At 39.3% G+C, this 25,798-nt stretch carries 26 protein-coding genes; 11 read left to right on the forward strand and 15 right to left on the reverse strand.

What is annotated here, in order from left to right; genetic code table 11:
• Positions 1-98 precede the first annotated feature (98 nt).
• Together PL11201_RS04865 and PL11201_RS04870 are read right to left on the reverse strand one after the other, a co-directional pair.
• Positions 99-737 (reverse strand): hypothetical protein, encoded by a 639-nt coding sequence (locus PL11201_RS04865; protein ID WP_079677491.1) that lies wholly within the window; start codon positions 735-737, stop codon positions 99-101.
• 84 nt (positions 738-821) lie between these two features.
• Positions 822-1,679, reverse strand: coding sequence for a calcium-binding protein (locus PL11201_RS04870; protein ID WP_079677492.1), 858 nt, complete (start codon positions 1,677-1,679; stop codon positions 822-824).
• 435 nt (positions 1,680-2,114) lie between these two features.
• Between PL11201_RS04870 and PL11201_RS04875 the strand changes: the two genes are divergently transcribed.
• Positions 2,115-2,297, forward strand: a complete 183-nt coding sequence (locus PL11201_RS04875; protein WP_079677493.1) for a CsbD family protein — start codon at positions 2,115-2,117, stop codon at positions 2,295-2,297.
• Positions 2,298-2,399: 102 nt separating this feature from the next.
• On the opposite strand, the gene PL11201_RS04880 is transcribed toward PL11201_RS04875, so the two are convergent.
• A complete protein-coding gene (locus PL11201_RS04880; RefSeq protein WP_339394346.1) occupies positions 2,400-3,533 on the reverse strand; it encodes an RNA-guided endonuclease InsQ/TnpB family protein in 1,134 nt (377 codons plus the stop codon).
• Positions 3,493-3,627, reverse strand: a complete 135-nt coding sequence (locus PL11201_RS27470) for a helix-turn-helix domain-containing protein (RefSeq protein ID WP_339394347.1) — start codon at positions 3,625-3,627, stop codon at positions 3,493-3,495. The genes PL11201_RS04880 and PL11201_RS27470 overlap by 41 nt, the downstream gene beginning before the upstream one ends.
• Before the next feature lie 180 nt (positions 3,628-3,807).
• Here PL11201_RS27470 and PL11201_RS04885 point away from each other — a divergent pair, with 180 nt between their 5' ends.
• Complete coding sequence (locus PL11201_RS04885) at positions 3,808-4,422, forward strand: GerMN domain-containing protein (protein WP_079677494.1); 615 nt, start codon at positions 3,808-3,810, stop codon at positions 4,420-4,422.
• 45 nt (positions 4,423-4,467) lie between these two features.
• Here PL11201_RS04885 and accB read toward each other — a convergent pair whose 3' ends face one another.
• Together accB and efp are read right to left on the reverse strand one after the other, a co-directional pair.
• Positions 4,468-5,007: an acetyl-CoA carboxylase biotin carboxyl carrier protein gene (accB, locus tag PL11201_RS04890; RefSeq protein WP_079677495.1), complete on the reverse strand. Its 540-nt coding sequence runs from the start codon at positions 5,005-5,007 to the stop codon at positions 4,468-4,470.
• Positions 5,008-5,124: 117 nt separating this feature from the next.
• A complete protein-coding gene (efp, locus tag PL11201_RS04895; RefSeq protein WP_079677496.1) occupies positions 5,125-5,682 on the reverse strand; it encodes an elongation factor P in 558 nt (185 codons plus the stop codon).
• Positions 5,683-5,814: 132 nt separating this feature from the next.
• On the opposite strand from efp, the gene PL11201_RS04900 reads away from it, so the two are divergent.
• Complete coding sequence (locus PL11201_RS04900) at positions 5,815-6,948, forward strand: peptidylprolyl isomerase (protein ID WP_079677497.1); 1,134 nt, start codon at positions 5,815-5,817, stop codon at positions 6,946-6,948.
• An 86-nt stretch (positions 6,949-7,034) separates the two neighbouring features.
• On the forward strand, positions 7,035-7,349 hold the full coding sequence (locus PL11201_RS04905; RefSeq protein WP_079677498.1) for a hypothetical protein: 315 nt from the start codon (positions 7,035-7,037) through the stop codon (positions 7,347-7,349).
• A 113-nt stretch (positions 7,350-7,462) separates the two neighbouring features.
• Here the strand turns inward: PL11201_RS04905 and PL11201_RS04910 are convergent, their stop codons facing one another.
• Together PL11201_RS04910 and PL11201_RS04915 are read right to left on the reverse strand one after the other, a co-directional pair.
• Complete coding sequence (locus PL11201_RS04910; RefSeq protein ID WP_079677499.1) at positions 7,463-10,987, reverse strand: GAF domain-containing protein; 3,525 nt, start codon at positions 10,985-10,987, stop codon at positions 7,463-7,465.
• A gap of 17 nt (positions 10,988-11,004) precedes the next feature.
• On the reverse strand, positions 11,005-12,960 hold the full coding sequence (locus tag PL11201_RS04915; protein WP_079677500.1) for an AAA-like domain-containing protein: 1,956 nt from the start codon (positions 12,958-12,960) through the stop codon (positions 11,005-11,007).
• A gap of 444 nt (positions 12,961-13,404) precedes the next feature.
• Between PL11201_RS04915 and PL11201_RS04920 the strand changes: the two genes are divergently transcribed.
• The 4 genes from PL11201_RS04920 to PL11201_RS04935 all read left to right on the forward strand — a co-directional run bounded on the left by PL11201_RS04920 (position 13,405) and on the right by PL11201_RS04935 (position 15,867).
• Positions 13,405-14,295: a hypothetical protein gene (locus PL11201_RS04920; RefSeq protein WP_079677501.1), complete on the forward strand. Its 891-nt coding sequence runs from the start codon at positions 13,405-13,407 to the stop codon at positions 14,293-14,295.
• Between the two features lie 82 nt (positions 14,296-14,377).
• Complete coding sequence (locus PL11201_RS04925; RefSeq protein ID WP_079677502.1) at positions 14,378-14,701, forward strand: hypothetical protein; 324 nt, start codon at positions 14,378-14,380, stop codon at positions 14,699-14,701.
• A 10-nt stretch (positions 14,702-14,711) separates the two neighbouring features.
• A complete protein-coding gene (locus PL11201_RS04930) occupies positions 14,712-15,506 on the forward strand; it encodes a YdcF family protein (protein WP_079677503.1) in 795 nt (264 codons plus the stop codon).
• A 136-nt stretch (positions 15,507-15,642) separates the two neighbouring features.
• Entirely contained in the window at positions 15,643-15,867 is a 225-nt protein-coding gene (locus tag PL11201_RS04935) for a hypothetical protein (protein WP_079677504.1), read from the forward strand.
• 52 nt (positions 15,868-15,919) lie between these two features.
• Here PL11201_RS04935 and PL11201_RS04940 read toward each other — a convergent pair whose 3' ends face one another.
• Together PL11201_RS04940 and PL11201_RS04945 are read right to left on the reverse strand one after the other, a co-directional pair.
• Positions 15,920-16,144 carry a ferredoxin-thioredoxin reductase variable chain gene (locus tag PL11201_RS04940; protein ID WP_079677505.1) on the reverse strand — a complete coding sequence of 75 codons (225 nt, stop codon included), beginning with the start codon at positions 16,142-16,144 and terminating at the stop codon, positions 15,920-15,922.
• Between the two features lie 190 nt (positions 16,145-16,334).
• Positions 16,335-16,616, reverse strand: coding sequence for a DUF3288 family protein (locus tag PL11201_RS04945; protein WP_079677506.1), 282 nt, complete (start codon positions 16,614-16,616; stop codon positions 16,335-16,337).
• Between the two features lie 161 nt (positions 16,617-16,777).
• Between PL11201_RS04945 and patX the strand changes: the two genes are divergently transcribed.
• Both patX and PL11201_RS04950 read left to right on the forward strand, forming a co-directional pair.
• Positions 16,778-16,957, forward strand: coding sequence for a heterocyst-inhibiting protein PatX (gene patX, locus PL11201_RS25840; RefSeq protein WP_144017674.1), 180 nt, complete (start codon positions 16,778-16,780; stop codon positions 16,955-16,957).
• 194 nt (positions 16,958-17,151) lie between these two features.
• A complete protein-coding gene (locus tag PL11201_RS04950) occupies positions 17,152-17,388 on the forward strand; it encodes a hypothetical protein (RefSeq protein ID WP_079677507.1) in 237 nt (78 codons plus the stop codon).
• A 30-nt stretch (positions 17,389-17,418) separates the two neighbouring features.
• Here the strand turns inward: PL11201_RS04950 and PL11201_RS04955 are convergent, their stop codons facing one another.
• The 3 genes from PL11201_RS04955 to PL11201_RS04965 all read right to left on the reverse strand — a co-directional run bounded on the left by PL11201_RS04955 (position 17,419) and on the right by PL11201_RS04965 (position 21,252).
• Positions 17,419-18,819, reverse strand: coding sequence for a TldD/PmbA family protein (locus PL11201_RS04955; RefSeq protein WP_079677956.1), 1,401 nt, complete (start codon positions 18,817-18,819; stop codon positions 17,419-17,421).
• A gap of 135 nt (positions 18,820-18,954) precedes the next feature.
• Entirely contained in the window at positions 18,955-20,151 is a 1,197-nt protein-coding gene (locus PL11201_RS04960; protein WP_079677508.1) for a glycosyltransferase family 2 protein, read from the reverse strand.
• 24 nt (positions 20,152-20,175) lie between these two features.
• On the reverse strand, positions 20,176-21,252 hold the full coding sequence (locus PL11201_RS04965) for a beta-ketoacyl-ACP synthase III (RefSeq protein ID WP_079677957.1): 1,077 nt from the start codon (positions 21,250-21,252) through the stop codon (positions 20,176-20,178).
• A gap of 709 nt (positions 21,253-21,961) precedes the next feature.
• Here PL11201_RS04965 and PL11201_RS04970 point away from each other — a divergent pair.
• Positions 21,962-23,884: a tetratricopeptide repeat protein gene (locus tag PL11201_RS04970; protein WP_079677509.1), complete on the forward strand. Its 1,923-nt coding sequence runs from the start codon at positions 21,962-21,964 to the stop codon at positions 23,882-23,884.
• A gap of 60 nt (positions 23,885-23,944) precedes the next feature.
• Here PL11201_RS04970 and PL11201_RS04975 read toward each other — a convergent pair whose 3' ends face one another.
• Both PL11201_RS04975 and PL11201_RS04980 read right to left on the reverse strand, forming a co-directional pair.
• A complete protein-coding gene (locus PL11201_RS04975; protein ID WP_079677510.1) occupies positions 23,945-24,772 on the reverse strand; it encodes an MBL fold metallo-hydrolase in 828 nt (275 codons plus the stop codon).
• 29 nt (positions 24,773-24,801) lie between these two features.
• The gene (locus tag PL11201_RS04980) at positions 24,802-25,788 is read right to left on the reverse strand and encodes an NAD-dependent epimerase/dehydratase family protein (protein ID WP_079677511.1); all 987 of its coding nucleotides are present in this window, start codon (positions 25,786-25,788) and stop codon (positions 24,802-24,804) included.
• Positions 25,789-25,798 lie beyond the last annotated feature (10 nt).

Below are 25,798 nucleotides of genomic sequence, written 5' to 3' on the forward strand. Positions count from 1 at the left end.
CCGAATATCCCACTATTCCAGCATAGCCGAAAGCTATTTACAGCAAGGGTTTTTCCAATCTACCTAGTTGGGTTTAATTACGCCTACCTACTTAATCTTCACATTTCTGATTTTAAATGATTCAGAAACATTTCAAAGTAGTGCAATTCTGCTGATTTTAAATCTGATTCCTTTCCTTGTTTTTTTATATCTTCTATTGCTGCTTGATAAGGAATAGGATTGCCAATAGAACGAACAGTGATGAAATCTGTTAAAACAAGATATCTACCTTGATGAAGGCTTTTAGAAAGCCATTCCATGTACTTACTTATGTCTTGCTTAAAATTTTCTACCTGTTCCTTTGATGTCAAAAGTTCCTGATATTTTTTTGAGATTGGCTCCATAGCCTGCTCAATCCAACAATTAGCCTTTATGTCAACCAGATGACCAGCATTATCACAAGCTTTAAATCCCTCATTCATTTTTTGAGCTTCTTGGGCTGTACGGCTGATAAAACCAGTAATCTTAGTTATATCATACTTGACGTCTGCATCATCAAGTTTTTTTTGAAAATATTGACATCTTTCAGTTAGTTCTTTAATCTCTTTCTTGCATTCTTCAATCTCCTTGTTTTGTTGCTGAATTATCATTTCTAAACTATTAATCTTTGCATCCTTTTGAAGTTCGCTTCTGATCCATTTAAACGTATTCGGAACTGAGTTAACAACAGCACTACCAATACCCGATAATGTATCCATGATCAATTCTCCTTTTTTTAAAACGGCTTTTCCGTGCTGAGGTTAATAATCCAGCACGGGGAACACAGTATTATTCAACTAAATCTAAATCACATAGTTAAAATAAGTCCCTGATAAGTGTAAATTTTTCACGTCTGAGACAACGCCAATTAACTCATCATTAGGGTCGAAGATATTATTCCGATTGGTGTCTAGGAAAATACCTGTGTCAGAAGCATGGAAAGGAGATGCCCCTAAAACATAGTCATTAGAATTGCCAAACAATTGAATTGTGTCTTGATGTTTTTGAAAATCTTTAATCAGTGCATAATCCTTGACTCCAGGAGACAATAAATCCCCATCATCGTAATACACCTGATTCTTGCCCAAGATGAAAGTATCTTTCTCTCCACCTCCAGTCAGGATATCTATTTCATCTATTCCCGATGAAGAACCCGTGACGATATCAAATACACCGTCTAGGGTATCATTGCCCGCCCCTCCCACTAGGGTGTCGTTGGATGGATAAGTGATGGACGGTACACCCTGAACACCACCATTGCCCAGTAGAAGATCATCTCCCGGGCCACCTTTCAAATAATCATTGCCACTGCCACCATCGAGGGTATCGTTGCCAGAATCGCCCTCCAGGAGATCATTTCCCAGATCTCCCCCCATACTATCGTTACCAATACCACCAAAAATCTGATCGTCTCCACTTTGTCCAAAAATTCGGTCGTCACCCTGTTCGCCATACAGAGTATCATTGTCCTCGGCATCAGTGGAGCCTCCCCCGAAAATCAGATCGTTTCCTCGGCCACCATGGACGATATCGTTTCCCTCGCCAGGACGAATATCATCATCGCCATTACGTCCAAAAATCTTGTCCTGACCCGATGTGCCGTTAATTAAATCGGGAGAATTGGTTCCTAATATGAGATTAAATTCTGATTTATTTTTCATGATTGCACAATACCTTAATGATTAATGGAAAACGCGCAGTCAATTGATCGACAAAGAGAGCAGAATTAAAACAATATTTAAAAAACCTTTGAAACCAAGAGCTACACTGTCTCGTCTGGTCTAAGCAACGGTAAAATTTCTTATGAATACCCTCACATTCTAGTCGAATAATTGTCGAATAATTATAAATACCTATAATTCTTATATTTTCTTAACTTAACCTTTAGGAAAACATGAGAATGCTGAAAAGCTAAAATCTTGATCCGAACTCATTCATTAATTTTGGATTAATTGAATAGATATCTGTCTGAAGGAAGACTCTTTTTCCTATATTTACTATTAGTATCTGTACAGATAACTAAGCCAACTGTAAAAAAATCAGTGTAGTTCAATTCGGTTTATTTAGCTGGAATCAAGCCAATACGGAGTAAGATCATGAGTTTAGAAAATCGCGTTAAAGCAACCGCAAAAAATATTGAAGGTAAAATTCAAGAAGCGGTGGGAGATGTGACTGGAGATCCCCAAACTCAAGCGGAAGGAAAAGCCAAGCAAGCCGAAGCAAAAGTCCGTCATACGGTTGAAGATGTGAAGGACGCAACTAAAAAAGCTATTGACTAATCAGTGATCAGTTATAAGTTATCAGTTATTAGTAGTTATTAGTCTGTTAGTTGACATCCACCCCGCCGTAAAACGGGCGGGGATTCCATCTATTTCAACAAATCAACCCTTCGACAAGCTCAGGGGACAACTGCTGAAATTCTGGCGGGTTGACGCTTCGCCGAGATGTGCTTTCTTTACAGAAAGACTGACCTTCTCTCCACGTCCGTTTAGAGTCTCCGAATGTCCTCCGGCGACCAAAATATTAATTGCAGCGTTAACATCTCTATCGTGAGAAATACCACAATTCAAACAAATCCACTCTCTAACATTTAACTCTTTTTTGCCACCGCGAAAACCGCAGCAAGAGCAAGTTTGAGAAGTGGGAGTCCATCTATCAATCACTCGAAAATCACGTCCATACATGACTGACTTAGCTTCTAACATAGCTCTAAAACTACGCCAACCCAAATCAGAAATAGCACGGGCTAATTTTCTGTTTTTAACCATTCCTGAAACATTCAAGTCTTCCAAGACTATTGTTTGATTCTCACGAATAATCTTAGTTGAAAATTTATGAAGGAAGTCGTTTCTAATATCAGAAATCTTAGTGTGAAGTTTAGCTAATTTCTTTCTAGCAACTTCCCTTCTTTTGCTACCTTTCTGTTTTCTTGACAAATTGCGTTGTAATTTCCTTAAACGCTTTAATTGTTTCTTTAAAGGTTGGGGAGATTTAACTTTTTCACCATTACTTAGTGTAGCAAAATCGGTGATCCCTAAATCAATTCCTACTGAATTATTGTTTTTAGGTAATTGCCGAGGATTAAATTCAACTACAAAGCCAACAAAATACCTGTCAGCACTATCTTTGATTAGGGTAACACTAGAAGGTGTTGCGGGTAATTCTCTACTCCAGATTACTTTGATATCACCTATTTTAGCTAGGTGAATGTAACTAGAATCAGGATAGAGTTTGAAGCCGTTATCAGTGAACTTAGCAGACTGTTTAGACTTACGCTTCTTGAATTTAGGAGGTTTAACTTTTTTACCTTTTCTTTGTCCTTTACAGGATTTAAAAAAGTTAGAATAAGCCTGCTCCAAATCTCTCAAAGACTGTTGCAAGGGAACCGAGGAAACTTCTGTTAACCATTGCTTTTTCTCTGTTTTCTTGAGTTCTGTCAGTCTTTTAGAGAGTTCACTGCTAGAAGGTTTTTTGTTACCCTCGCGATATTGTTCTTGGCAGTAAGCGCTCGTCATCGTTAAAAACTACACGACAACAACCAAACAATTGAGACATCAGCCTCTTTTGTTGGTTAGTTGGGTAGATTCTGTACCGATACCTGGCTTTCATTGTTTTTGTTGCTCACAATCACTTCTTTAGTATACTCTAAAATAGAATAAAAAGCCTAAGTGGAACTTAGGGGTTTTAAACCCATTTTTCTGATAAAATTATAGTATTATTGTTTTGAGACTGGCTTGGTTTATCCCTAGTCAGGATTTTCTATGTTATGAAATATAAAATTTAAAATCAATGGAAGATCCCCAAAAGACTCGTGTTATTCCCATTGGAATTATGGCAGGAATTGCCGCCTGCTTAATTGCTGTGGGCGCGGGGTTAAGCTGGTGGACATTAAGCTCCCGTTCTCCCAAAGAACCTGTTGTCTCCTCCCCAACCCCAACCTTACCACTGCCCACGACCTCACCATCGGAAACCGTAGAGAAAACCCTAGGGATTTATTGGGTAGAGGATAAAAACGGTCGGTTGGCGATTATTTCTCAACCTGTACAAATTCAAGCCCAAAATGACCCGACGGTATTTTTAAGTATTGCCTTGGATCGATTATTAGCCGGGGTTTCTGACCCGAATCAATTTAGTGAAATTCCCAAGGGAACAAAACTTCTGAACTTAACCATCAACAACGATGACGTTTATGTGGACTTATCCCCCGAATTTACCCAAGGTGGGGGAAGTGCATCCATGACCGGACGCTTAGGGCAAATCGTTTATACCTCTACAACCCTCAACCCCAACAGCAAAGTTTGGCTGTCCGTTGCCGGGAAACCCTTAACGGTATTGGGGGGAGAAGGTTTAGAAATTCCACAACCGATCACTCGCTCAATTTTTGATCGAGAATTTAGGTTTTAAGGAGATTTGAGAATGTCTGGATGGCTGGCCATGGGATTTGGTAATTTAATCTGGTTTAATTTTAATTAATGGCTGGCCATATTCAACGGGGGAACCATTCTGAATTAAAATTTCCATTACTTGGCCAGAAAATTCCGCCTCAATTTCATTCATCAACTTCATGGCTTCAATAATGCAAACGCTCTGACCCGTAGAAATGCGATCGCCAATTTCCACAAAAGGGGGCTCATCCGGTGCAGGAGAACGATAGAAGGTTCCCACCATCGGGGAAGTAATTTCGACCCACTTTGATTCCGCCGAAAGGGGTGGAGGAGCAGCCACCGATGGTGTTGCTGGGGTCGATGAAGTGAGAGCTTCCCCAACTGGAGGAACAATCGCAGTAGGTACCACCGGAGACGACACCAACTGTGAACTAACCCCCGCAGCCGTTAATTGCGTTTCCACCGGAGACAAAGCCTGAGATCCGGGCGAAACTTCTTTACGAACGGTCAGTTCAAAATCTGCGCTTTTGAGTGTTAGCTCTGAAATGTTAGTTTTATCGAGATCAGCCAGCAGTTCACGAAGCTGGTTCAAATCTAGTTGCACAGTTGGTATGTCTCCCCTAAATTTGCAGTCTATCTTGATTCAGTCCGTTGGGGTGTGTTTAACCCATCGCCCAACAGCCTAAACCGCTTAAATATGAAATCATAGTTCGGCGAGTTTTCACTCTCGACCTTGGTAGCTATCGGTACGGGTATCAATCCGAATCCGTTCCCCCTTAGTAATAAATAGGGGAACCATAACCTGAGCACCTGTTTCCACAATAGCGGGTTTTGTACCCCCTGTGGCGGTATCTCCTTTGACTCCGGGATCGGTTTCGACCACTTCTAAGGTGACAGAGTTCGGGAGTTCTACTTCCAGAACCTGCTCTCCCCAACGAACCACGTTAACGGTCATGTCATCTTTAAGATATTTAACCCGATCACCAATCTCAGATTCCTTCAAATGGGCTTCTTCATAGGTTTCCATATCCATGAAAACGAAGTCTTCCCCATCTTTATAGGTATGTTTCATTTCGCTTTTTTCCAGGGTCGCTTGAGGAACAGTCTCTCCCGCCCTAAAAGTGCGTTCTACTACACTACCCGTCTGTGCGTTTTTGAGCTTTGTCCGCACAAAAGCAGAACCTTTTCCGGGCTTAACGTGCAGAAATTCTATTACACGCCAGACTGAACCATCTAATACAATCGTGACACCTGTGCGAAAGTCGTTACTGGAAATCATGCAAGCTAATACCTGGGCAGAATAATCGGCATCTAATTGTACCCCTGAACGGGGAACAGAGGATTAATTTTTTTCCCGCAACAACGGGCTAAATAGTGGCAATATCAGTATAGAGAACAAAAGTTAAGATTTATGTTGCATTTGTCCAATTCCATGAGAAACACCTATAAACATTGGTTGAGAACGGGTTTAGTGGCTGTGCTGCTATTTACCCTATCGGTGGGTCTGAGTGCCGCCTGGTGGGAGGGTGACAGTTCCCCAAAACGGGAAAGTATCCTACCCCAAGGCAATGCCATTACCGATGGTCAAGCCCTATTACGCTATGCTCTGCCCATTGATAACGAAGCAGCGAGAAAAATCCAATCCAGTTTGGAAGGCATTAAGTCCCAACTGCGGGGAAAACGCTGGAGTAATATTAATGGCAATATCACCACCGCTTCTCGGGTTTTAGCCACCAAAGAGGCAGAATTATTGGCCAATATTCCCGAAGAACGCCAGCCCCAAGCTCAAGTATTAGTTGAACAAATTAAACAGGATATTGATAGTTTACGGGCAGCCGTTGAACTCAAAGATACGCAAACCCTTTTATTAACTCAGGGTAAAATATTAGATAACATTGGCACATTAGAAGAATTAATGGTTAAGGAATTTCCCTTTGAAGTTCCCGCCGAATATTCTAATTTGCCTCAATTAAAAGGTCGGGCTACCATTGAAATTCAAACCAATAAAGGCGATTTAACAGTGGTTGTGGATGGTTATAGTGCCCCAGTGACGGCGGGTAACTTTGTTGATTTAGTGCAACGGGGATTTTATGATGGCTTAAAATTCATTCGTTCAGAAGAATCCTATGCCCTACAAGTTGGAGATCCTGAAGGCGCGGACGATGGTTTTATTGATCCTAAAACTGGAAAATATCGGGGTATTCCGTTAGAAATTTTAGCCCAAGGAGATCAAGAACCGATTTATAACACCACCTTTGAAGAAATTGGTCGTTATCAAGATCATCCGGTTTTGCCCTTTTCTGCTTTTGGAACTTTAGCCTTAGCCCGTCCAGAAGCCATTCCCGACGGTGGATCTTCTCAAGTTTTCTTCTTCCTATTTGAACCGGAATTAACTCCGGCTGGACTTAATTTATTAGATGGTCGTTATGCTGTCTTTGGCTATGTCACCCAGGGAAAAGAAGTGTTAGAAGAACTGAGAAAAGGAGATGTGATTGAATCAGCAAAAGTGATTCGAGGGGCTGAAAATCTTGTGCAACCCTCTTAATTTAGGGTAAATTATTAACAATTAACAGAACCGATAAACTGTTAATTGTTAATCCCATATTTTGTTTAATTTAGTTTTTATTAATTATGGCTATCCTAGAGTTGATTTCCGTTGCTGGTTTGGGTGTATTAGTAACTTTATTGATTGTTAATTTAGGAAATAGTCGAGAACAACAACGTCAATTAGATTCGGCATTTTATCGATTAGTTGCAGCCCAAGGTGGCAAAGTATCCCTAATTCAACTATCAGCTTTAGCCGGAGTTAGCCCCGAATTCGCCCAAAAATATTTAGATCATCAAGTTCAAGTCTTTTTAGCATTCCCTGAAATTGATGATGAGGGAAACACCTTTTATCAGTTCCCTAAATTGCGTTTACCTCCCCGTTTAGAGCGAGAATGGTAATAGGTAATGGGTAGGGGGAGCAGGGGAGGCAGGGGAGGCAGGGGGAGCAGGGGAGGCAGGAGAAGTAAACTCTTTCCATTACCCATTACCCATTACCCATTACCCATTACCCATTACCCATTACCCATTACCCATTCCCTATTCCCTGTTCCCTGTTGCCTGTTGCCTTGATTAAATTTTTCGCGGAAACTTTTCTCCTGGTGTTTAACGGCGGCTAAAAGTTCAGCATTTTGTAATATTACCCCAACTTGATTATTAAAAACCTGCATATATTTCTGATCATTGCTATCAAAACTGACTCGAAATGCTTCGGGAACTTCCGTATCATAACTTAACACTTGATCATTATCTTCAAGGGGTTTCTTTTTATTAACTAATTGAGTCACGCCAATTAACTCGCCATCCGGGTTCCAAACAGGCATACACAATAAACTACAGGTACGATATCCCGTTTTTTGATCGGTTTTTTTAGCCGTTTCTGAGTCAGGATAATCATATAAATCAAAGGGAATATTCAAAGAAACTCCCATTTCTGCCACTTTTCCCGCATACCCTTGACCTACTTGAATTCTAATTTCATGCTCTGAACCATCATTAAAAGTAATTTTAGTCCAAAGTTGATGATTTTGCCGATCTAATAACCATAATGTACTGCGATCTGCCATCATTAAATCTTTGGCAGCAGCCATGACTCGTTTGAGAATTTCATCAAGTTCTAAACTACTTTGACTCACAGAACGAGTCGCGGCCATTAGAGCGGCTGCAACTCTTTGTCCTCTGGCGGTTTTATGATAGGAACAAAAACTTTCTAAAATCATCCGAATTAAGGGAGCATTTTCTAAAAATTGTTGTTCGTCATCACTTGTAAATCCTTGATGATCGATTTTTTCTGATAAGGGAAGACTGCGATCGCATCCTAATTTTAACTTATTAATCGCTTGCACAACCGTCACTAAAATTCCCTGTTCATTTAATAACGGAAAAGCCAACATTGAATAAGTTCGATAACCATTTTTCCGATCTTGTTCTTGAGCCGTTTTTGATCTAGGATCATCATAAAAATCATAAGGAATATTCACGACTTTTTTTAATTTGGCAACTTCTCCCACAATCCCTTTATCAGCCGGAACTCGAATTTCTAAGGGACAATTTTCTTCGCTTTCAGCAATCATTGACCAAAATTCATTCCGTTCTTCATCCAACATAAATATAGTCGTGCGATCTGCATTTAATAACTTTCCTGTTTTCAAAGTAATTGAGCGTAATGTGGCATCTAAAATTTCATCAAACCCCTGTCCATCCATAACTTGATTTAACATAGCTAAGGTTTGGCTAATCACGCCTTGGGGAGTATTTTCGGCGTGTTGTTTCATAGCTTCATATTGTCTGGCATTATATAAAGCTACGCCGACTTGGGAATTAAAAATCTGCATATATTTTTGACTATTAGCATCAAAACTTGCTTCAAAACATTCCGGTGCCGTCGGCCAATCATCGGGTTCATATTCGGGAAATTCACCCTGTTTGCGCCTATTAATTAATTGAGTTACACCGATTAATTCACCATCGGGATTTAAAACAGGCATACACAATAAACTACAAGTACGATATCCGGTTTTTTGATCGGTTTTTTGCGATATTTCCGAATCAGGATGAGCATATAAATCAAAGGGAATATTTAAAGTATTTCCCGTTTCTGCCACTTTTCCAGCAAATCCTTGTCCGATTTTTAATCGCAGTTCTCGAATTGAGCCATCTTCAAAGGGAATTTGTGTCCATAGTTCCTGGGTAATTTTATCTAATAACCATAGGGTACTTCGATCTGCATTCATCAATTTTTTAGCGGCTTTCATCACCCGTTGAATAATTTCTTCACAGTCTAAACTACTTTGATGAACCGTTCTAGTGGCTTCTGTTAAGGCTTCAGAGGCTTGTATTTTTTGGGTTAGTTTATAACTTTCATAACAGCTTGTTAAAATGCGTTGTAAACCGGGAGCATATTGTAAAAATTGCTGAGGTTCGATTTCAGTAAATCCAGCTTTATCAATTTTATCTGGAAAAGAATCGGCTAAAAAGTGATTTTTTTTAAGTTTATTAACTAAATGAACAAAAGCAAAAATTGTTTGATTATCTTCTCCTAGAGGAAGGGTTAACTGATTATAAATTTGATACCCAATTCTAGGATTTTGGGTTTCGGCAAAAATCGAATACCAGTCCGCAGAATAATCTGAAGTCGTGGGAATGGCTTTTTTATAAATCGTGACTCGTCCGGCGGTTTGATTATTCGCTAAAATTGAAATTTTTGTGGTTTGATTTCCGGTAAATCGGGTACTAATTGACCAAATTTCGTTTTTATCTTTATCAATAAAATAAATCGTCATTCGATCCACACACATTAATTCTACCAGTTTTAAGGCAATTGAACCTAAAATTTCACTTAAAATATCATCAAATTCTTTACCCTCCATTTCTCGCAACATGGACAGTAGTTTTTGTTCTTTTTCCCCAATAATTTGATTAAAACTTGGTTCTTGACTCGCTAAGGTTCTTTGTAACCAATTTTCGTTAAAAACCGTTTCATAAATTCGGTTATAGACTTTTAATTCGGTTCCCTGTTTAACCACTAATCCCGACAATCGCAGTTCCATTTGTTCCACAGTAATATCCGTGGGAATACTGCCTTTTTGCAAAATATTTTGATATAAAGTTAAGCGAGATATAATCCGATTATCGGCTTTTAGAATCCGATCTCGAATGGTTTTTAAATGGGGAGGTTCATCTTGAGATTCCCAATTGTCAATAAAACGGGTATGGATTAACTGTTCAACCCAACTCTGGACTTGAGAACTAGGAATATCCAAATATTGAGTATTTTCAATTACTTTTTGATGAATTAGATAACAGAGTTTTTGAGTTAAAAAAGGTTGTCCTCCTGTCCAGTCTAAAATAGTTTTTAGGACTAACTCAGGCTGACTAATTTTCCCGATTAATCCATTAATTAAGGGTTGCACTTCTTGATAACAAAATCCATTCAGTTGAATGGGACGACCTACATTAAAAGGGTTACAGCTTTTATCCTGCATTAAATCATTGGGTGTGGCGACCCCTAATAAGGCAAAGGTTAATAAGGGATATTCGTCACAGGTTCTAATAAATGCAAAGAAATCATCCGCACAAAAATTCAGGCTAAGAATACTATCAACTTCATCAATAAAAATAATAATCGGTTGTTGAATACAGTCTAATAATACCTGTTCAATTAACTCGCTTAACCGTTGAATGGGGGGTAAAAATTCTCGTTCCTGTAACCAAGCTTTTAAATGAATGGGAAGCCGAAAACTGGTGACTAAACGCCTCATAATTCCCGCATACCATTGATCGGGTGTAATATCTTGGGAACCAATTTTTGTTAAATCTACGGCCGCACAAGCAAAACCTTCATCTTGTAGTTGATGTAAAGTTCTGACTCGTAAACTGGTTTTTCCCATTTGACGCGCATTCAAAACATAACAAAATTCTCCCGCTTTTAAGGCTTCATATAAGTCCCGGTCGGCTTGTCGAATCACATAACTAGGAGTATCTAAAGATAGATGTCCACCGACTTTATAATGATAGGTTTGAGTAGATGTTAAATTCATAAAATTAAAGTAAATTATTAGGTTTTAATCATTAAACGATGACCAAAATAGTTTTGATAAAGTTCAAAGCGAGGAGTAACTTCATTTCCTTGCAAATGAACTAAACCTAAACTATGTAATTTAAACGCTAAAATTGATTCTAATTCCACAGGTTGAGGAGAACAAACCACCTGATAAAAAGCTTGGGCTAATTCAGGATGTTGTTGTAAATTCCATAAATGTCGGCGGAGATGGTCGCCATAAATTCCAGCTTCTGTAGGTGCTATTTCTGCGAATTGTTCTAAACTTATGGAATATTGAACCAGATGATAAAGTGCTACTCGAACTAAATAGGGATGTCCCCCCACTATTCTCATTAAAGTTTCGACTTCAATATCTCCCCAATTTAATCCATGTCGGTGTGCTAACTCGTTAACTTGAGTTGCGGTAAATTCGGTTAATTCAATCGGTAAACCGACATTAAATGGAGATTGATTAATGTCTAAAGGAATATAAACTTCTGTAGAATGAACAATTACTAAGCGGAGTTTTTCCCAGAGTTCACTATCTCCTCCTCCATAGTTAGCTTCTTCATACCAAGCTCGGAGTAAACTAAAGAAATCATCGGCAATATTCGGATATTGAAACACTCGATCTACTTCATCTAATCCTAGGACTAAAGGCGTATCACTTTCTGATAACAAATAATCCTCAAAATAAGCTGTACAATTATCTTTACTCCCAAATGTATCACTCCAATAATCGGGAACGTGATGGGCTAATTTTAATTTACGAGTTACTTTAGAACATAACCATTGTAACAGATGATTTAAGTTAGTAAAAATAGATTTATCCGCGTGTTGAAAACTTAAAGGAACCGTGCGATAACCCTGTTCCCGTCCCTGTTCTAAAATTCGCGCCATCAGTGAAGTTTTCCCCATCTGACGAGGTGCTTTTAAACGAATTAATGCCCCTGGATGGGTCATTTCGTGATAACATTGATCTTCATGGGGAACCCGTTTAATATAAAAAACCGATTCTAAACGGACTTGTCCACTGGGTAATTCCGGTTCTGCTACGGGAAGGGGAGAGGGAATTTCCGAGGAATAAAGGGGTTTAATTGAAAGGGGAAAAACCGAGGATATTTGCTGGGATTCTATTGCTAAATTCGGATGTTCTTCGAGTTCCGATTTATCCCAATTTAACCGTAAATTTTGCTGTGGAGATTCGGGAATAGACTCTTGCAAAAAACCCAGAATTTCTTGTATAATTAAGGTCGTATCTTGTTGATCTGTCCAGTTGCGTTGAAGGGTTCCCAATAAATAACTTCTTAGATCATGATTTAAGGGTAAATTAGCTGGACAATTCACCCAAATTGAAATAATTATTGGTAAACGGTGAGAATGAGTATCTTGTAATTCTCGGACTTGACGCAATTCTTCAATCACCATTTCACTAAGGGTTGATTGAGGGGATAACAGTAAAATAAAATAGTCACAGTGTTTTAATTCTGTATCAATTTCAGCTAAAAAATCAGTTTCCTGTTGATTGATTTGAGAGCGGGTGACTTCCCAAGCGGCTGAAAATACCTGATGCCCAACTTGAATTAAAATTGCTTCTAACTGCTGTGCAAAATTAATATTTAACTCAGTATTTCCGTGACTGATAAATACTCGATAAGAATGCGGAGAGAGTTGCAGTAGTTCCCCAGGAATTTGACTCAACCGAACACAATCATCTTGGTTTTGATACCTTTCTACTGCGCCTCTAATTGTTTTTTTTGTAACTTTTTCTCCGAAGGTTTGAGAGATTTTCTGCCAAAGTTTATAGCCAACATATTTTTCAATATAGCTAGGATTTAAAGGATAAATTTCATGGTAACTTTTCCCTTCCCAAGAGCCAATAAAAACCTCCCTTTCTAAATCATTGAAATGCTTACCCTGATGTTCAAAAATCAATTGATCAATCCATTCTAATGCTGCTTTAGCATCCATAGTCTAGTTATAATATATTTAATTTATTCATAAAAAATACTGTGATTAAACTGATGATGTTACAATTTTAATCAAGATTTTTGCACAAACCTCTCCCATCCGTGACCATTATACCCTTTACGCACAGGTACATTTTAATTATAAGTATTAATTTTAATCCCGGTGTGAGTGAAATCACTGAAAGTGTATAGAGAATTGTGATAGAAGTCAATCAAATCTTGGTAATTCCTGAATATTTCTGAGGTTTTATGAGGTTTTAAGGAGAGAATTCAGGATAAAGTATCAACTTAGCCTGGGGGAATTTTACCTATCGGTAAAAATTTGGCAAAACTAATGAGCTTTTCTGGTTTTCATTCGGTTCAAATTGAATCAAAATATAAGTAAATCCATTCTTGATCACCATTCAATGGAAAATCCCCTCTATCTCTAAGGAAAACCCTCGATATGTGCTACCTAACTCAAACTCTGATGATTCAAGACTGCATTCATCGTTTATACTTATGTTACTATCAAGTTTACGGCCACCAACAACTTGATTATGCCGACTTGATGGTCGAGGTGGCTAATTTTGCTTTGGAGCGAATTTCAAAAAGTAATGCACCATACCACAATGTTGAACATACGATTTTAGTAGCTTTAACTGGGCAAGCAATTTTGCGGGGAAAATATCTCAGCGAAAAAAATGTTTCCCCCCAAGAGTGGCTACATACAATTATTGCTTTATTGTGTCATGATATTGGCTATGTTAAAGGCATTTGTCGTCAAGACAGAATAGAAGACAGAATCTATGCTACGGGAAAAAATGCAGCAGCAATTCAACTTCTACCGGAAACAACTGATGCTAGTTTAACTCCTTATCATGTTGATCGGGGAAAACAGTTTATCCAAGAATATTTTGAACACAATCTCTTAGTTGATATTAACACAATTCAACACTATATTGAGTTAACTCGTTTTCCGGTTCCTAATGATGAAGAACATCGAGGTACCAGCGATTATCCTGGTTTAATTCGGGCTGCGGATTTAATTGGTCAGTTGGCTGACCCAAAGTATCTTCATAAAATGCCCGATTTATTTCAAGAATTTGAAGAAACTGGATCAAATCGACAGTTTGGCTATCATCATCCCGATCATATTAGACAGGCTTATCCAAATTTTTTTAAAAATGTTATAGCCCAATACATTCAAACCGGGTTGCATTATTTAACCTTCACTATGGAGGGAAATGAAATGATCAATCACCTGTATCAAAATGTGGAATTTGCCCAAAAGTATCCCGAAGACAAACCGATTAATTATTGCCCTATTCCTTATCAAAATTCTTCAATTGCTTAAAATAGATATTACACTGTAAATAGGCTGCTAAACCCCATGAATCTATCAGCTAGTCAATCGAATCCACCAACTCAAAAAATATATGTTAAAATCATCAATAGCATTGCGTACAGGATTGGGAACGGGATTATTTTTTACCCTCTGTTTTCTCGCTGTAGGAGATTTGTTACTGACCAGTGTAGAGTTAGGGATTATATCGGGATGGTCTGTAGGCTGTTTAGTCAAATGGTGGCAAATAGATCAGAAACCAGAATCAACAGAGACTTTTGAAATTGAAGCCATTACCGATAATCTTTCCGATATTCTAACGAAATCCAAGCTATTACCACGCCAATCTAAATCAAATCCCCGTCCCACCCAAGCTACAACCCTTTTGGGTTGGATTTTTAAACAAAATAAAAATTAATTTTTTTATCATGTTTCTGTTTTTATCTAAACTTTTACCTTTATTTATTTACCCCTTGGGATTGAGTTGCTTATTAATGTTTGTGGCTCTATTTACCCTGTGGAAATATCCTCGATGGACAGGAGCCGTGATCGGTTGTGCCCTAGTGATTTTATTATTAGGAAGTAGTCGAGGGGTTGCTCAATTATTAGTGGGATATCTTGAATCTCAAAATGTGCCCAAAACTGAACTTCCTAATGCTGCGGCTATTGTTGTTTTGGGAGGTGGGACTAAACCTGCTTTACCGCCACGTCCTTGGGTAGATGTCGGGGAAGCCGGCGATCGCATTTTATATGGAGCCTTATTACATGGTCAGAAAAAAGCCCCTTGGTTAATCTTAAGTGGGGGTAGAATTAATTGGCAAGGAGGGGGTGATCCCGAATCTCAAGATATGGCTAAAATTGCTGAAGCTATGGGTGTTTCTCCCTCGGCAATTTTACAAGATCGGACTTCATTAAATACCTATGAAAATGCGGTGAATGTACAGAATATTTTGAAAGAAAATAATATTCTAGGGCCGATTTTATTAGTGACTTCTGCTTTACATACTCCGCGATCACTATTAATTTTTAAACGTCTAGGAATGGATGTGATTCCAGCACCCACGGATTTTTTAATGATTCCTTCTGAAATTAATCAGGCTCAAAAAACTTGGCAAGGTGTTTTACTCAGTTGGATACCCGATACCCTGTCTTTGCATCAAACCACCCAAGCCTTAAAAGAATATATTGGATTAGGAGTTTATCGGTTACGGGGTTGGTTGTAGTAAAGATGGGGAATGGGGAATGGGCAATAGGCAATGGAAATCTCAACCTATTGCCCATTGCCTATTCCCTATTGCCTCTTGCTATAACTGATTCCTGTGTTAAGGTGAAAGCATTCCTTAATCTAGGATTGTGATCATGCCATTTGAATGGGAACAGACAGTTAAACAACCCGATCAGGCTGTGGTGGCAGCACTCCAAGCTCATCAACTGACCCGTGAGTTTCACCAAGAAGTTGAATATCGGGATGAATTTGCTCAATATTGTTACTGGTATTATCAAACCGCCGCACGCCACCGCCAAGAACTTGAAACAATGCGAAGGGATATTAATATTTTAGGTTGGTTTTTGGGTAAAAAATAGGAGACAAAGAGAAATCATGAATCAAAATTCTCTTGTCCCCTATGTTCTCAAACTATTGTATCAATTCTAACTCATCTTCTCGGAAATGGGCCTTGAATTTATTGCCAAAATCCACAACAATAGGCAAATTCGGGCTAAGGGGTCTTCCCCGCCAGTCGGTAATCACAGATACAATATTTCCTTCAAGTCCCTTAGTATCAAATTCCTGATTCCGATGTTCGGGATGGACATAAACGACAACAGATGTTTTAACAGAAACGCGATCGCCAGCCTTCATAAATTGTAACCTAGTATTTCTTCTCTAACTCCCCGGTAATAGCACCTGTAAGTGTCACTGGTACTCTTATCAGACAGTCTTTCTATATTTGCACAAAATTGCCACAAAACTCGCAGTAGCACAGGAAAATTTTGTTCTGGATTTAGCCGGAGAATCTGACCTTGACCATGAAGAAGAAGGAATACACCCTTCAAATCCAGTCTTCTTGATCGTTTTTTTTGCCTCGATAAATTTGACCTGTGGCGTGAATTTGGCGAGTTTTTTCAAATAAAGTTTCGTCGGTATATCCCCAGGTTTGTAAGATTATTTCTAAATTGCTTTGAATATCCTTCGCCCCCGGAAAACCTCGATAACGAATTTTTAAACGGGCTAACTCTACTAGATTATAGTCCGTTGCTTCTTGCTCTAAAAGACTCAGAACAATCATTCGATCAGTATTGTATTGAGGATGTTTCTGTTCTTGAGTTGTCATAACTAGCGATCGCTTACCCGAGTCTTGATCACAAAATTTATCCACTTTATTCTAACACTATTACAGGACTCAAAAGCAATCTGGGGAAAGTTTGTTTTTTTACCGGATCAATTTGATTGAACTTGTATTAGAGAATAGACACTCTAATACGGACAACTCTTATGCGAATCTACAGCACTATTTTACTATCGACTTTGTTAGTAGCTACCCTGACTCGTTATCTTCTTAATCCGATTAATGTTAACTCATCTTCAAAAAGTGAAGTGGTAGCTTTTATCGCAACTCAAACCAGTCCAGAATTTGATACACAAGGCGTTCCTCATCGGGGAAGTGGACGTTAATGATCATGATCAAAAAACACAGGAGTGAGTTAAGAAACAATAGAATCATATCTATAATATTTCTTGGAATTTTAGACTCACTCCATTTTTTTTACATTTGATGAGGGGATGATCAATCAGGATTTGATTGATGATCCGGATCGGTAATTAAAGCATTGGTATTCACAGGTAGTCGTCCCAACAATCAGGCAAAAATGTCTAACTTTATTACCGTCTTAATGATCAGTACCATTGTGAGTGTGCCTCAGAGTTTTGACCCTCAACCTCAAATCATGGAACAGCGTGATCCAGAACAAATTCAGTTTTTCAAGTCCAGAGAATTCCCTGCGTCTCTGAACTCCGATCAAATAAAAATCACCCATCACAGCCACGACGATCAAAATACCGAAGATATTTCTCCTAAACGCGGTGATGGACGACGGAACACCTGATCACCATTTAATCGGCTGACCGTTTTTTCGTTATTCCATAGCTTCTCCTCCAACAACGACATTGCGGATGCGTAAACTCGGGCCACCGCAGCCTACGGGTAAACCATTTTGTCCTCCCTTTCCACAACCCCCCGATTCATCCCAATAAAAGTCATCACCAATGGCTTCAATATCTGCTAGGGTGGTGAACACATTTCCCGATAACGTCACATCTCGGACTGGTTCTTCTAATTTGCCATTTCTAATCATCCAGGCTTCCCCGGCACTGAATGTAAACATTTCACCATTAGTCATTCCCCCCAACCAATTGCGAGCATAAACCCCTTCTTTCACATCACTGAATAAGTCCTCAACGGAAGTATCACCCCGTTCGATCCAAGTATTTGTCATTCTGACTAAGGGGGGAAAATGATAATTCAAACAACGGGCATTTCCAGTAGGGACTTCTCCTAATTTACCTGCGGTTTCACGGGAATGAAGGCGACCGACCAAGGCCCCATCTTGGATCAGTTGGGTGGTGGTCGCTGGAGTTCCTTCATCGTCATACTGATAACTTCCCCGATGTCCGGTCGGGGCTGCACCATCAAAGATTTGGAGATTTTTCGGGCCAAATTGACGCCCCAAGGTCATAACTTCTAATAAATCAGGATTTTCATAGGTCATATCCGCTTCCGACAAATGACCAAAGGCTTCATGGACAAATAAACCGGACAAAATGGGGTCGATGACAACGGTATAAACATTCCCTTTAACGGGGGGAAGGGCCAGGGAATTTACCGCCCGCCCCGCCGCACTGCGAACCTGCTGATCAAGATTTGTCAGGTCTTCATAGGCCTTGCGGGAACCGGTGGTTTCTCGTCCCGTTTGTACGGTTTCCCCATTTCTGGCGGTGGCTGCAAAGCGCATTTCCATATCGACCCAAGATTGTTCTAAGAGGGTTCCTTCGGAGGTGATCAGAATTATTCTTTGGGTGCTGTCGTTGTAGCGGACAGAAATGGTGGCAATACAGGGGTCAACACTACGCAGAATTTGGCCGTAGCGATCGCATAATTCTTTTTTTTCGGCTAGGGGAATTTGACGGGGATCGGTTCCCGTTAAGGGTAGGTTACAGCTATCTTGAATAATTGGAACTGGGGCGAGAATAGTTTCTTCGGTACCAATAAGTTTGGCGGCGGTGATGGCTTCACCAATGCGATCTTCTAGGGTTGAGAGGCGATTAAAACTAGAAAAACCCCATCCGCCTCGATAGCAAGCTCGAACCTGACCGCCGATGGAAAGTCCTTCACTCAAGGTTTCAATTCGATCTCCTCGTAATAATATATCTGTTTCTTCAGCTTCTTCCAGACGAATGGCTAAGTAATCTACTTGGGACTGGTAACGCCCCATTAAATCGGCTAACAGATTCTTCACATCGGCAAGCAAACTAGGCATAATGGTCAGCAGGGAATGGGGAATGGGGAATGGGGGACAGGGAACACCCAGTAATAGTTCTGGTTGTTTCATATCAGTATTGAAATATTATAACCTTGGCGCGGGTTGCTATATTCGGATATTGAGCATCACCGGTTAAGGGGAATCTCGACGCTGAATAAATTCAAACCCGCCATCTTTATTTAACTGCATAATATTTCCTCTCCAGTTAATTTTTCGAGGTAGAAACAGGGTGATAATAATATGAATCGGCAGTAAAACTTGAACTAAAATTAATACAATAATATGGGTTTTTGGTGTGGCATTTCGCAGATATTTTTGATTGAAGTTATTTAACAGGGCATAATTTAGACCAAAGTAAATAACTACATAAATCAAGGTATAGATAGAAGGAAATAATATACTGTAAATCAAGACAATTGACGGGAACATTGTGGGGATAAATGCTGTCAAATAAAAGACAATTAGTTCGGAAAAATGGGAAGATTTTAAAATAGAGGCTTGGGGAAAGATAAACCAGCGTGTGATTAGGTTAAAATAGTGGGTGGAGTCTTGGATTTGGGTACTAATTCCATGACAAACGGGAGTTTGGGCGAGTTGATAACCCCGTTGGCGAAAATGTTGGGCGATCGCATAATCATCAACAATAAATTTATCTAAAGCGGCAAAACCATTAACCTTTTCTAATACTTCTTTTTTGATCACAAAAAACATTCCATTAATGGTAAAGGGATTAATTAGATAGGTATAGGGAATATAGGTAAGTAGGTTATTGCCATTAACTACACTGGAAACTAAGGTTGACCAAAAATTAGAAAAATTGATATAATAGGGTAAACCAAACGCCACACCAATATCAGGTTTTTCTAAATATGGTAGACATTGATCAAAGGCTTGATTAGGTAACATAGTATCATCGTCCAACACCGCAATAATATTACCCTTTGCTTGTTTTACTCCTTCAATCAGTTTAAACATTTTCGGACTAATTTGATTCGGAGATGGAGGTAGGGAGATTAATTTAATCTGGACATCGGCATAGGTTTCCATTAGTTGACGACATCCCATTTCTGCCGGGGCATCATTCTGATCAATTAGCCAAATAAATTCTAGTTGATGGGATGTTTTTAGGGCTAAATTGTGACCCAGACAGTCCCATAAGGTCGGATCACCGCTGAGGATTGGTTGTAGGATGGAAATTTGATAGGATGATACCGTTTGTATAGATTCAGATAACCGTTGCGCTTTTTGGAAGAAATGTTGAATTAAAACCCATTTTATTGCCCGCTCTGATATAATTATTATTCCTAAAATGACGATTAAAATATTCATAATTTCTCCTGATTAATTAATTATTTAATATTCTAAAACCATTCCCCCAAGGGAGAATCCGGCGGAAGTTCCTAATAGCAGAATGCGATCGCCTCGGTGAATTTTACCTTGTTGGATAGCTTCGTGGAGGGTCATCGGAATTGAGGCGGCGATCGTGTTTCCGTGATTTGTGGCAATCACCATCCATTTTTCTTCAGGAATATTCAATCCTTTGCGAATTAAACCCATCGCCATTAAACTCGCTTGATGGGGAATCACTAAATCAATATCTGCTAAGGTTAATCCCGCAGGTTGTAATAATCTTTCTATAAATCCAGGTAAAATTTTAGCCGCCAAACGATAAATGGCGCGACCTTGCATTTTAAATAAAAACCGATCTATATTATCGGAGTATTCCCGGGGATGATAGCGATTTCCCGCACCCAAACATTGGGATAAATTCGCACCTTGACTATAGGTTTCTAGGCGAGAACAGATAATTTTTGATCCCTCCTGAATATCGGTTTTACCAATAATGGCGGCGGCGGCACCATCTCCGAATAAGGTGCTACTTTCTTGATCTTTCCAATCAATTCCTTGGGTAATTTCCGAAGCGACTAATAACACCCGGGAGTAACGTCCAGCATCGACTAAATAGGAGAGGGTATCTAACCCGACGACGAAACTTAAACAAGTTGAATTAATATCAAAACTAGGAATTCCCGAAGACTCACCGCCCAATTGTTTTTGAACTAAAGCCGCCGTACAAGGAATTGATTGCTCAGGAACACTACTGGTACAAACAATACAATCAATATCACTTAAGGATAGTCCCGCAGCCTCTAACGCCTTTTTAGACGCGATCGCACCCATTTGAGAAGCCGTTTCATCTTCAACAAAATGACGCACCATTACCCCGGATTTTTTTTGAATCCAAGCAGCTTCAATTCCTAATTTTTGCCCTAATTGTTCGGCGGTAACTTGATTTTTAGGCAGGTATTTTCCCGTCGCTAATAGTTTTACTCGCCTTGATTGTACTAAGTTTTGAGGTAAGGGGTCAGGGTCAGGGGTTTCTGTGCTTAAATGGTGGAGATCTTGAGGGTGGGTACGGCTAATTACCATATTTTTATTGATTTTGAAAATATTTAAAAATATTAGCATTATTTTTTTGACATTGAGAACAATTTAAAGATTCAATTTAGATTCTCCGTGGCTATTCGTTTTGAGGTTTGATCCTAGGTGAATAAATTTTGATTTGGGTCGATTGTCTAATCCGATCTTTTGCTAAAATGTGGCTCAACTCTGCTGTTCAAAATTTTCCCTACCCTATAATTTAGAACGGTCAATCTCCTTCACTTTTAACCTAGCAGCACCTATCTGATTACAAACGATTATCCCCAAAATCATCTCAAGTTCTTGTTTTCACCCTAGGACTGTTCTCCCCGCTAGACCTAAAATTGGTCTGGGTAGGGTCTTCCCAGATCAAAAGCAGATTCGATATCAACCCTGGCTTCAGTAGTGGGGGTACCGAAAACCCAAAATTTTAAAAATTAGCTCATAAAACCGAGAACCTATGATAGAATCAAAAATTAGAGTTTTTTAGTTTTTTGGACTAATTACTCACGCGAGAACTGAGCGGTTTTTGAAGGTGTGGAGCATACTCAGATGTATAACTCAAAATTGTTATGGCTGTGTTTTCTCTGCGCCAGAGATCAGATGGGATTGATCCTTGGTTCTGAATATGAATCGATAGAAATTAAAACCTATTGACAGAATTAGCACTAGGCATCAATCTTAAAATTCACTCTTAATTTATTAGGTTAAATTTGATATGGTACCCAGAGAATTTTTAAAGACTGTGGCCGCGAGAGTTGGAATTTCCGACAATGAACTCGAAGTGATGGCACGGGCAATCCAAGGAGAACCAATGACCGCGATTTCCAAGCAATTAGGGGTTCGCAAGGACGCTCTACAAAAGCGCTTGGGGGAGGTGTATAGGAAATTAAACATTAGTGGTGCTGGCCCGGGAAAATTAGCCAAACTTCAGCAAAAGTTACTGTCAGAATATCAAGCTGATGGCAACAATCAAGGAGGACAAATTAACGGTCAATCTGGGCGCAAAAAGCGGTCTATGAGTGGCCTTGATCCCCAGGGTTTCAGTAGTAATATTTCAATTGATTGGGGTAACGCCCCTAAATTGGGAGCCTTTTATGGCCGTTCTGATGCCCTGGTCACCTTAAAACAAGGATTAGTTACCGAACGCGCTCACCTGATGATCTTGGAGGGGATGGGAGGTATTGGGAAAACCGCCTTGGGGGTTAAATTGGTACAGGAAATTGCCCCGGACTTTGACCAAGTGATTTGGCGATCTCTCCGAGATAAACCTTCCCCGAGTGAATTCATCGCCTCAGCTTTTCCCGAACATTCTCAAGCACCTTTAGATTGGGATGATTCGGAACAGATTGCTCAATTGTTAAAAAGCTTGTCCGATTCTCGATATTTGTTGGTGATTGATGAGGTAGAATATATCTCACAACTCGGTAGTAAAGATGCGGCTTTCAAAAGTTATGAATCTTTATTTCAACAAATTAGTGAATCGTCCCATCGCAGTAGTGTTTTATTAATCGGCTGGGAATTTCCACAATCCTGGCAAAACTTCGCGTCTCAACCCCCTTTACAACTCACTGGTTTATCGGAACAAGACGCTCAACAAATGGTTTTATCCGGTCAAGAAACCTTCTATTTGGATGGAAAATTCCTCTCGGAATTGATTCATTTATGTGGCGGGAATCCCTTGATTTTAAAATTATGGGCGGCTAAGATTCCTGATTTTACCGTGAGAAATCTGACGAAACTCATCAAGCAAAATACCTTAGTGATTGAAGAACTGGTGCGTCAATCCCTGCGAACAGAGCAGGAATTGTCGGAGCTTGAAATTCGTCTGGTCTGTTGGTTGGCCGTAAATCAAAAATCTGCAACTTTGAGTGAGTTGGCAACGGATTTGATTCTCTCGGAAACGGAAACCGAAGTCCAGACTTCCTTGGACTTTTTAGTTGAGCGATCGCTATTAGAAACAACAACTTCCGGCGCTCCTATTGCTTATACTGTTAATAGTCACTTCCGCAAAGAAGTCTGGTATCAGTTGATGGGTAAATCCTTTAATGAATTGGGTTATAAACACTATTTAGAAGGTGAATTTCAATCGGCTAAAACCAATTTGTTACAAGCCATTCGCTATCATGGGGCTTTAAGTGCGGGTCACTATAATTTAGGTTCGACCTATGAGAAACTTGACCAGTTTGAGGAAGCCAGAAAACAGTATCAAATTCTAGTCGATGTGGATAATAACCGAGCAGCCCAGGCGGCGGTTAATAATTTAGCACGATTGGAAATTTTAGATGGCAAAACCGAGGAAGCCATTGATAAATTAGAAAAAACCTTGGTACAGGTTAAGGATAAAGGAGTCCGAGCCGCCTTGTATAAGAATTTAGGCTGGGCTTATTTCCTGGAAAATAATCCAAAACAGGCTGAAGTTGAGTTACGCCAATCCTTAGAATTAAAAGAATCTAATGTGGTGGCTTACTATATTTTAGCTCAAGTTTTGGAAGCCCAAAATCGCCATAAACAAGCCTTAGCTTTTTGGAAAACTGCTTTGGAGCAGGACGAATTAGATCAGAAATCTAATGGAGTTACCTGGCGTTTACCTGAATTGCTGGCTTGGCGCATGACCGCCCGTCAACGCTTACCCAAATAATTCCTTATGGTCGCCTTCCCCTAGTTTCCTGGCTGGGGGAAGGAATTTATCAAAAGGGTATTATTGCCCAATTTCTGTTAAGTCAATAGAATTATGGGAAGGAATAATTTTAACATCAGGATTATTTCGATATAACTGATTAATTTTTTTCAAGGTTTCTCGATAGGCGGTTTTATCAGCAAACAAGATATCCGCAATTCGTTGAGGATAAATTAATTCCTGATAGGCACGATTTAACCAGCAAGCATCGGCAATTAAAAAATACTGTTTTCCCCTATTATCCGTTAAATATAAACCCATTTGTCCCACCGCATGACCTGGTAATTCAATGGCAATTAAACTCCCATCTCCAAACAAATCAAACCCCCATTCAAAGGGTTGAAAATTTTCCGGTAATTTTAGGGTATGATGATTCTCAACAAAAACCACCCGCTTCTCAAAATTATCTGGCATCAAACCCGATAAAAAACCCGCTTTTAATGCCTGAAAACCCCGTTTGTTTTTAATCGCATTATATCCCGATTCAAAACAAATAAATTTCGCTTGAGGAAAATCTTTTAATCCCCCAATATGATCGGCATGGAAATGGGAAATAATTATATATTTTATATCCTCGGGTGCAATTCCTAACTGTTCCAGTTGAGCAACAGCACTGTCTTGAGGTTGCAAATAAACCGGGGTTAATACCGCATACAGTTTATTCGGCAGAGATTGGGTTTCTTGATAAAATCGTTCTGAATATCCCGTATCAAATAAAATCCACCCCACCGGATGACAAATTAAGGCAAGTAATGCCGGAAAAACCATGGGTTTCCAACTTCCCCCCGGAAGCACCATGACTTCTGGATGGGTACAATATCCCGCCTTCAAAAACGTAATTTCTACCATATTCCGTTGTTGCGCTTAAGCGCATCTTATCAAAATCTCCCACATCTCACAAACTCATCTAACCCCTGTTCCATCGAAATTCGAGGTTCATACCCTAATTTAATTCTAGCCGATGTAATATCCAAGGTTTGACTAAAGGCTAATAAACCCAGAGTATAACGAGTTAAAGGAGGTTCTTGATCGGTTAATAAGTATTTATAGATCCATTCCATTGCTGTTGATAGAGTATAGGCGATCGGGTATGATAACGGTTTAAAATTTAAGGAAATATTCAGTTTTTTCGATAATCTTTGTAATAAATCAAACAATTCCGTCGGTTCACCATTGCTAATATTAAAATATTCTCCTAATACCTGATCTGGTGCAGTTTGACATAATAACAACCCATCCACAACATTATCAATATAAGTCATATCAATAATAGCTTTTCCCCCATTAATTAAGGGAATCCCCGTTGTTTCACTCACCTTTAAAAGTCGAGGAAAAATCACCCTATCCCCAGGGCCAAAAATTCCCCTGGGACGAATAGAAATCACGGGTAGACCCTGTTGAAACCCGCGATTAATTTCCTGTTCTGCCAATTGCTTGGTTTTAATATAAGGATGAATCGGATATGCAGCTAAATTATCGGTTTCTTTGATATTAAACCGATGGGATAAATCAAAATAAACCGCCGAAGTGGAAACATAGATTAAACGTCTGATTTGATGGGTTAAACAGCTTTGAATAATATTCCGAGTTCCGATCACATTTGTTAAGTAAAAATCCTTCTCCCGTCCCCAAGGAGAGGATAACGCCGCACAATGAAACACATCCTCTTGTTCTGAAATAGCTGATAATATTTTATCGAAATTTGTAATATCAACAGGTAAAAATTTGAGTCCTAATTGTTGTAAGCGATCGCCTATAATTAAGTTACGACCTAAAACGGTAACATCCTGACCCAAAGAATGTAATTTTAACGCCAATTTTTGCCCTAAAAATCCAGTTCCCCCCGTAACTAAAACCTTTTTCATATTCAGACTT

This window comes from Planktothrix sp. PCC 11201 (assembly GCF_900009135.1).
In the GTDB taxonomy this organism is placed as follows: Bacteria; Cyanobacteriota; Cyanobacteriia; order Cyanobacteriales; family Microcoleaceae; genus Planktothrix.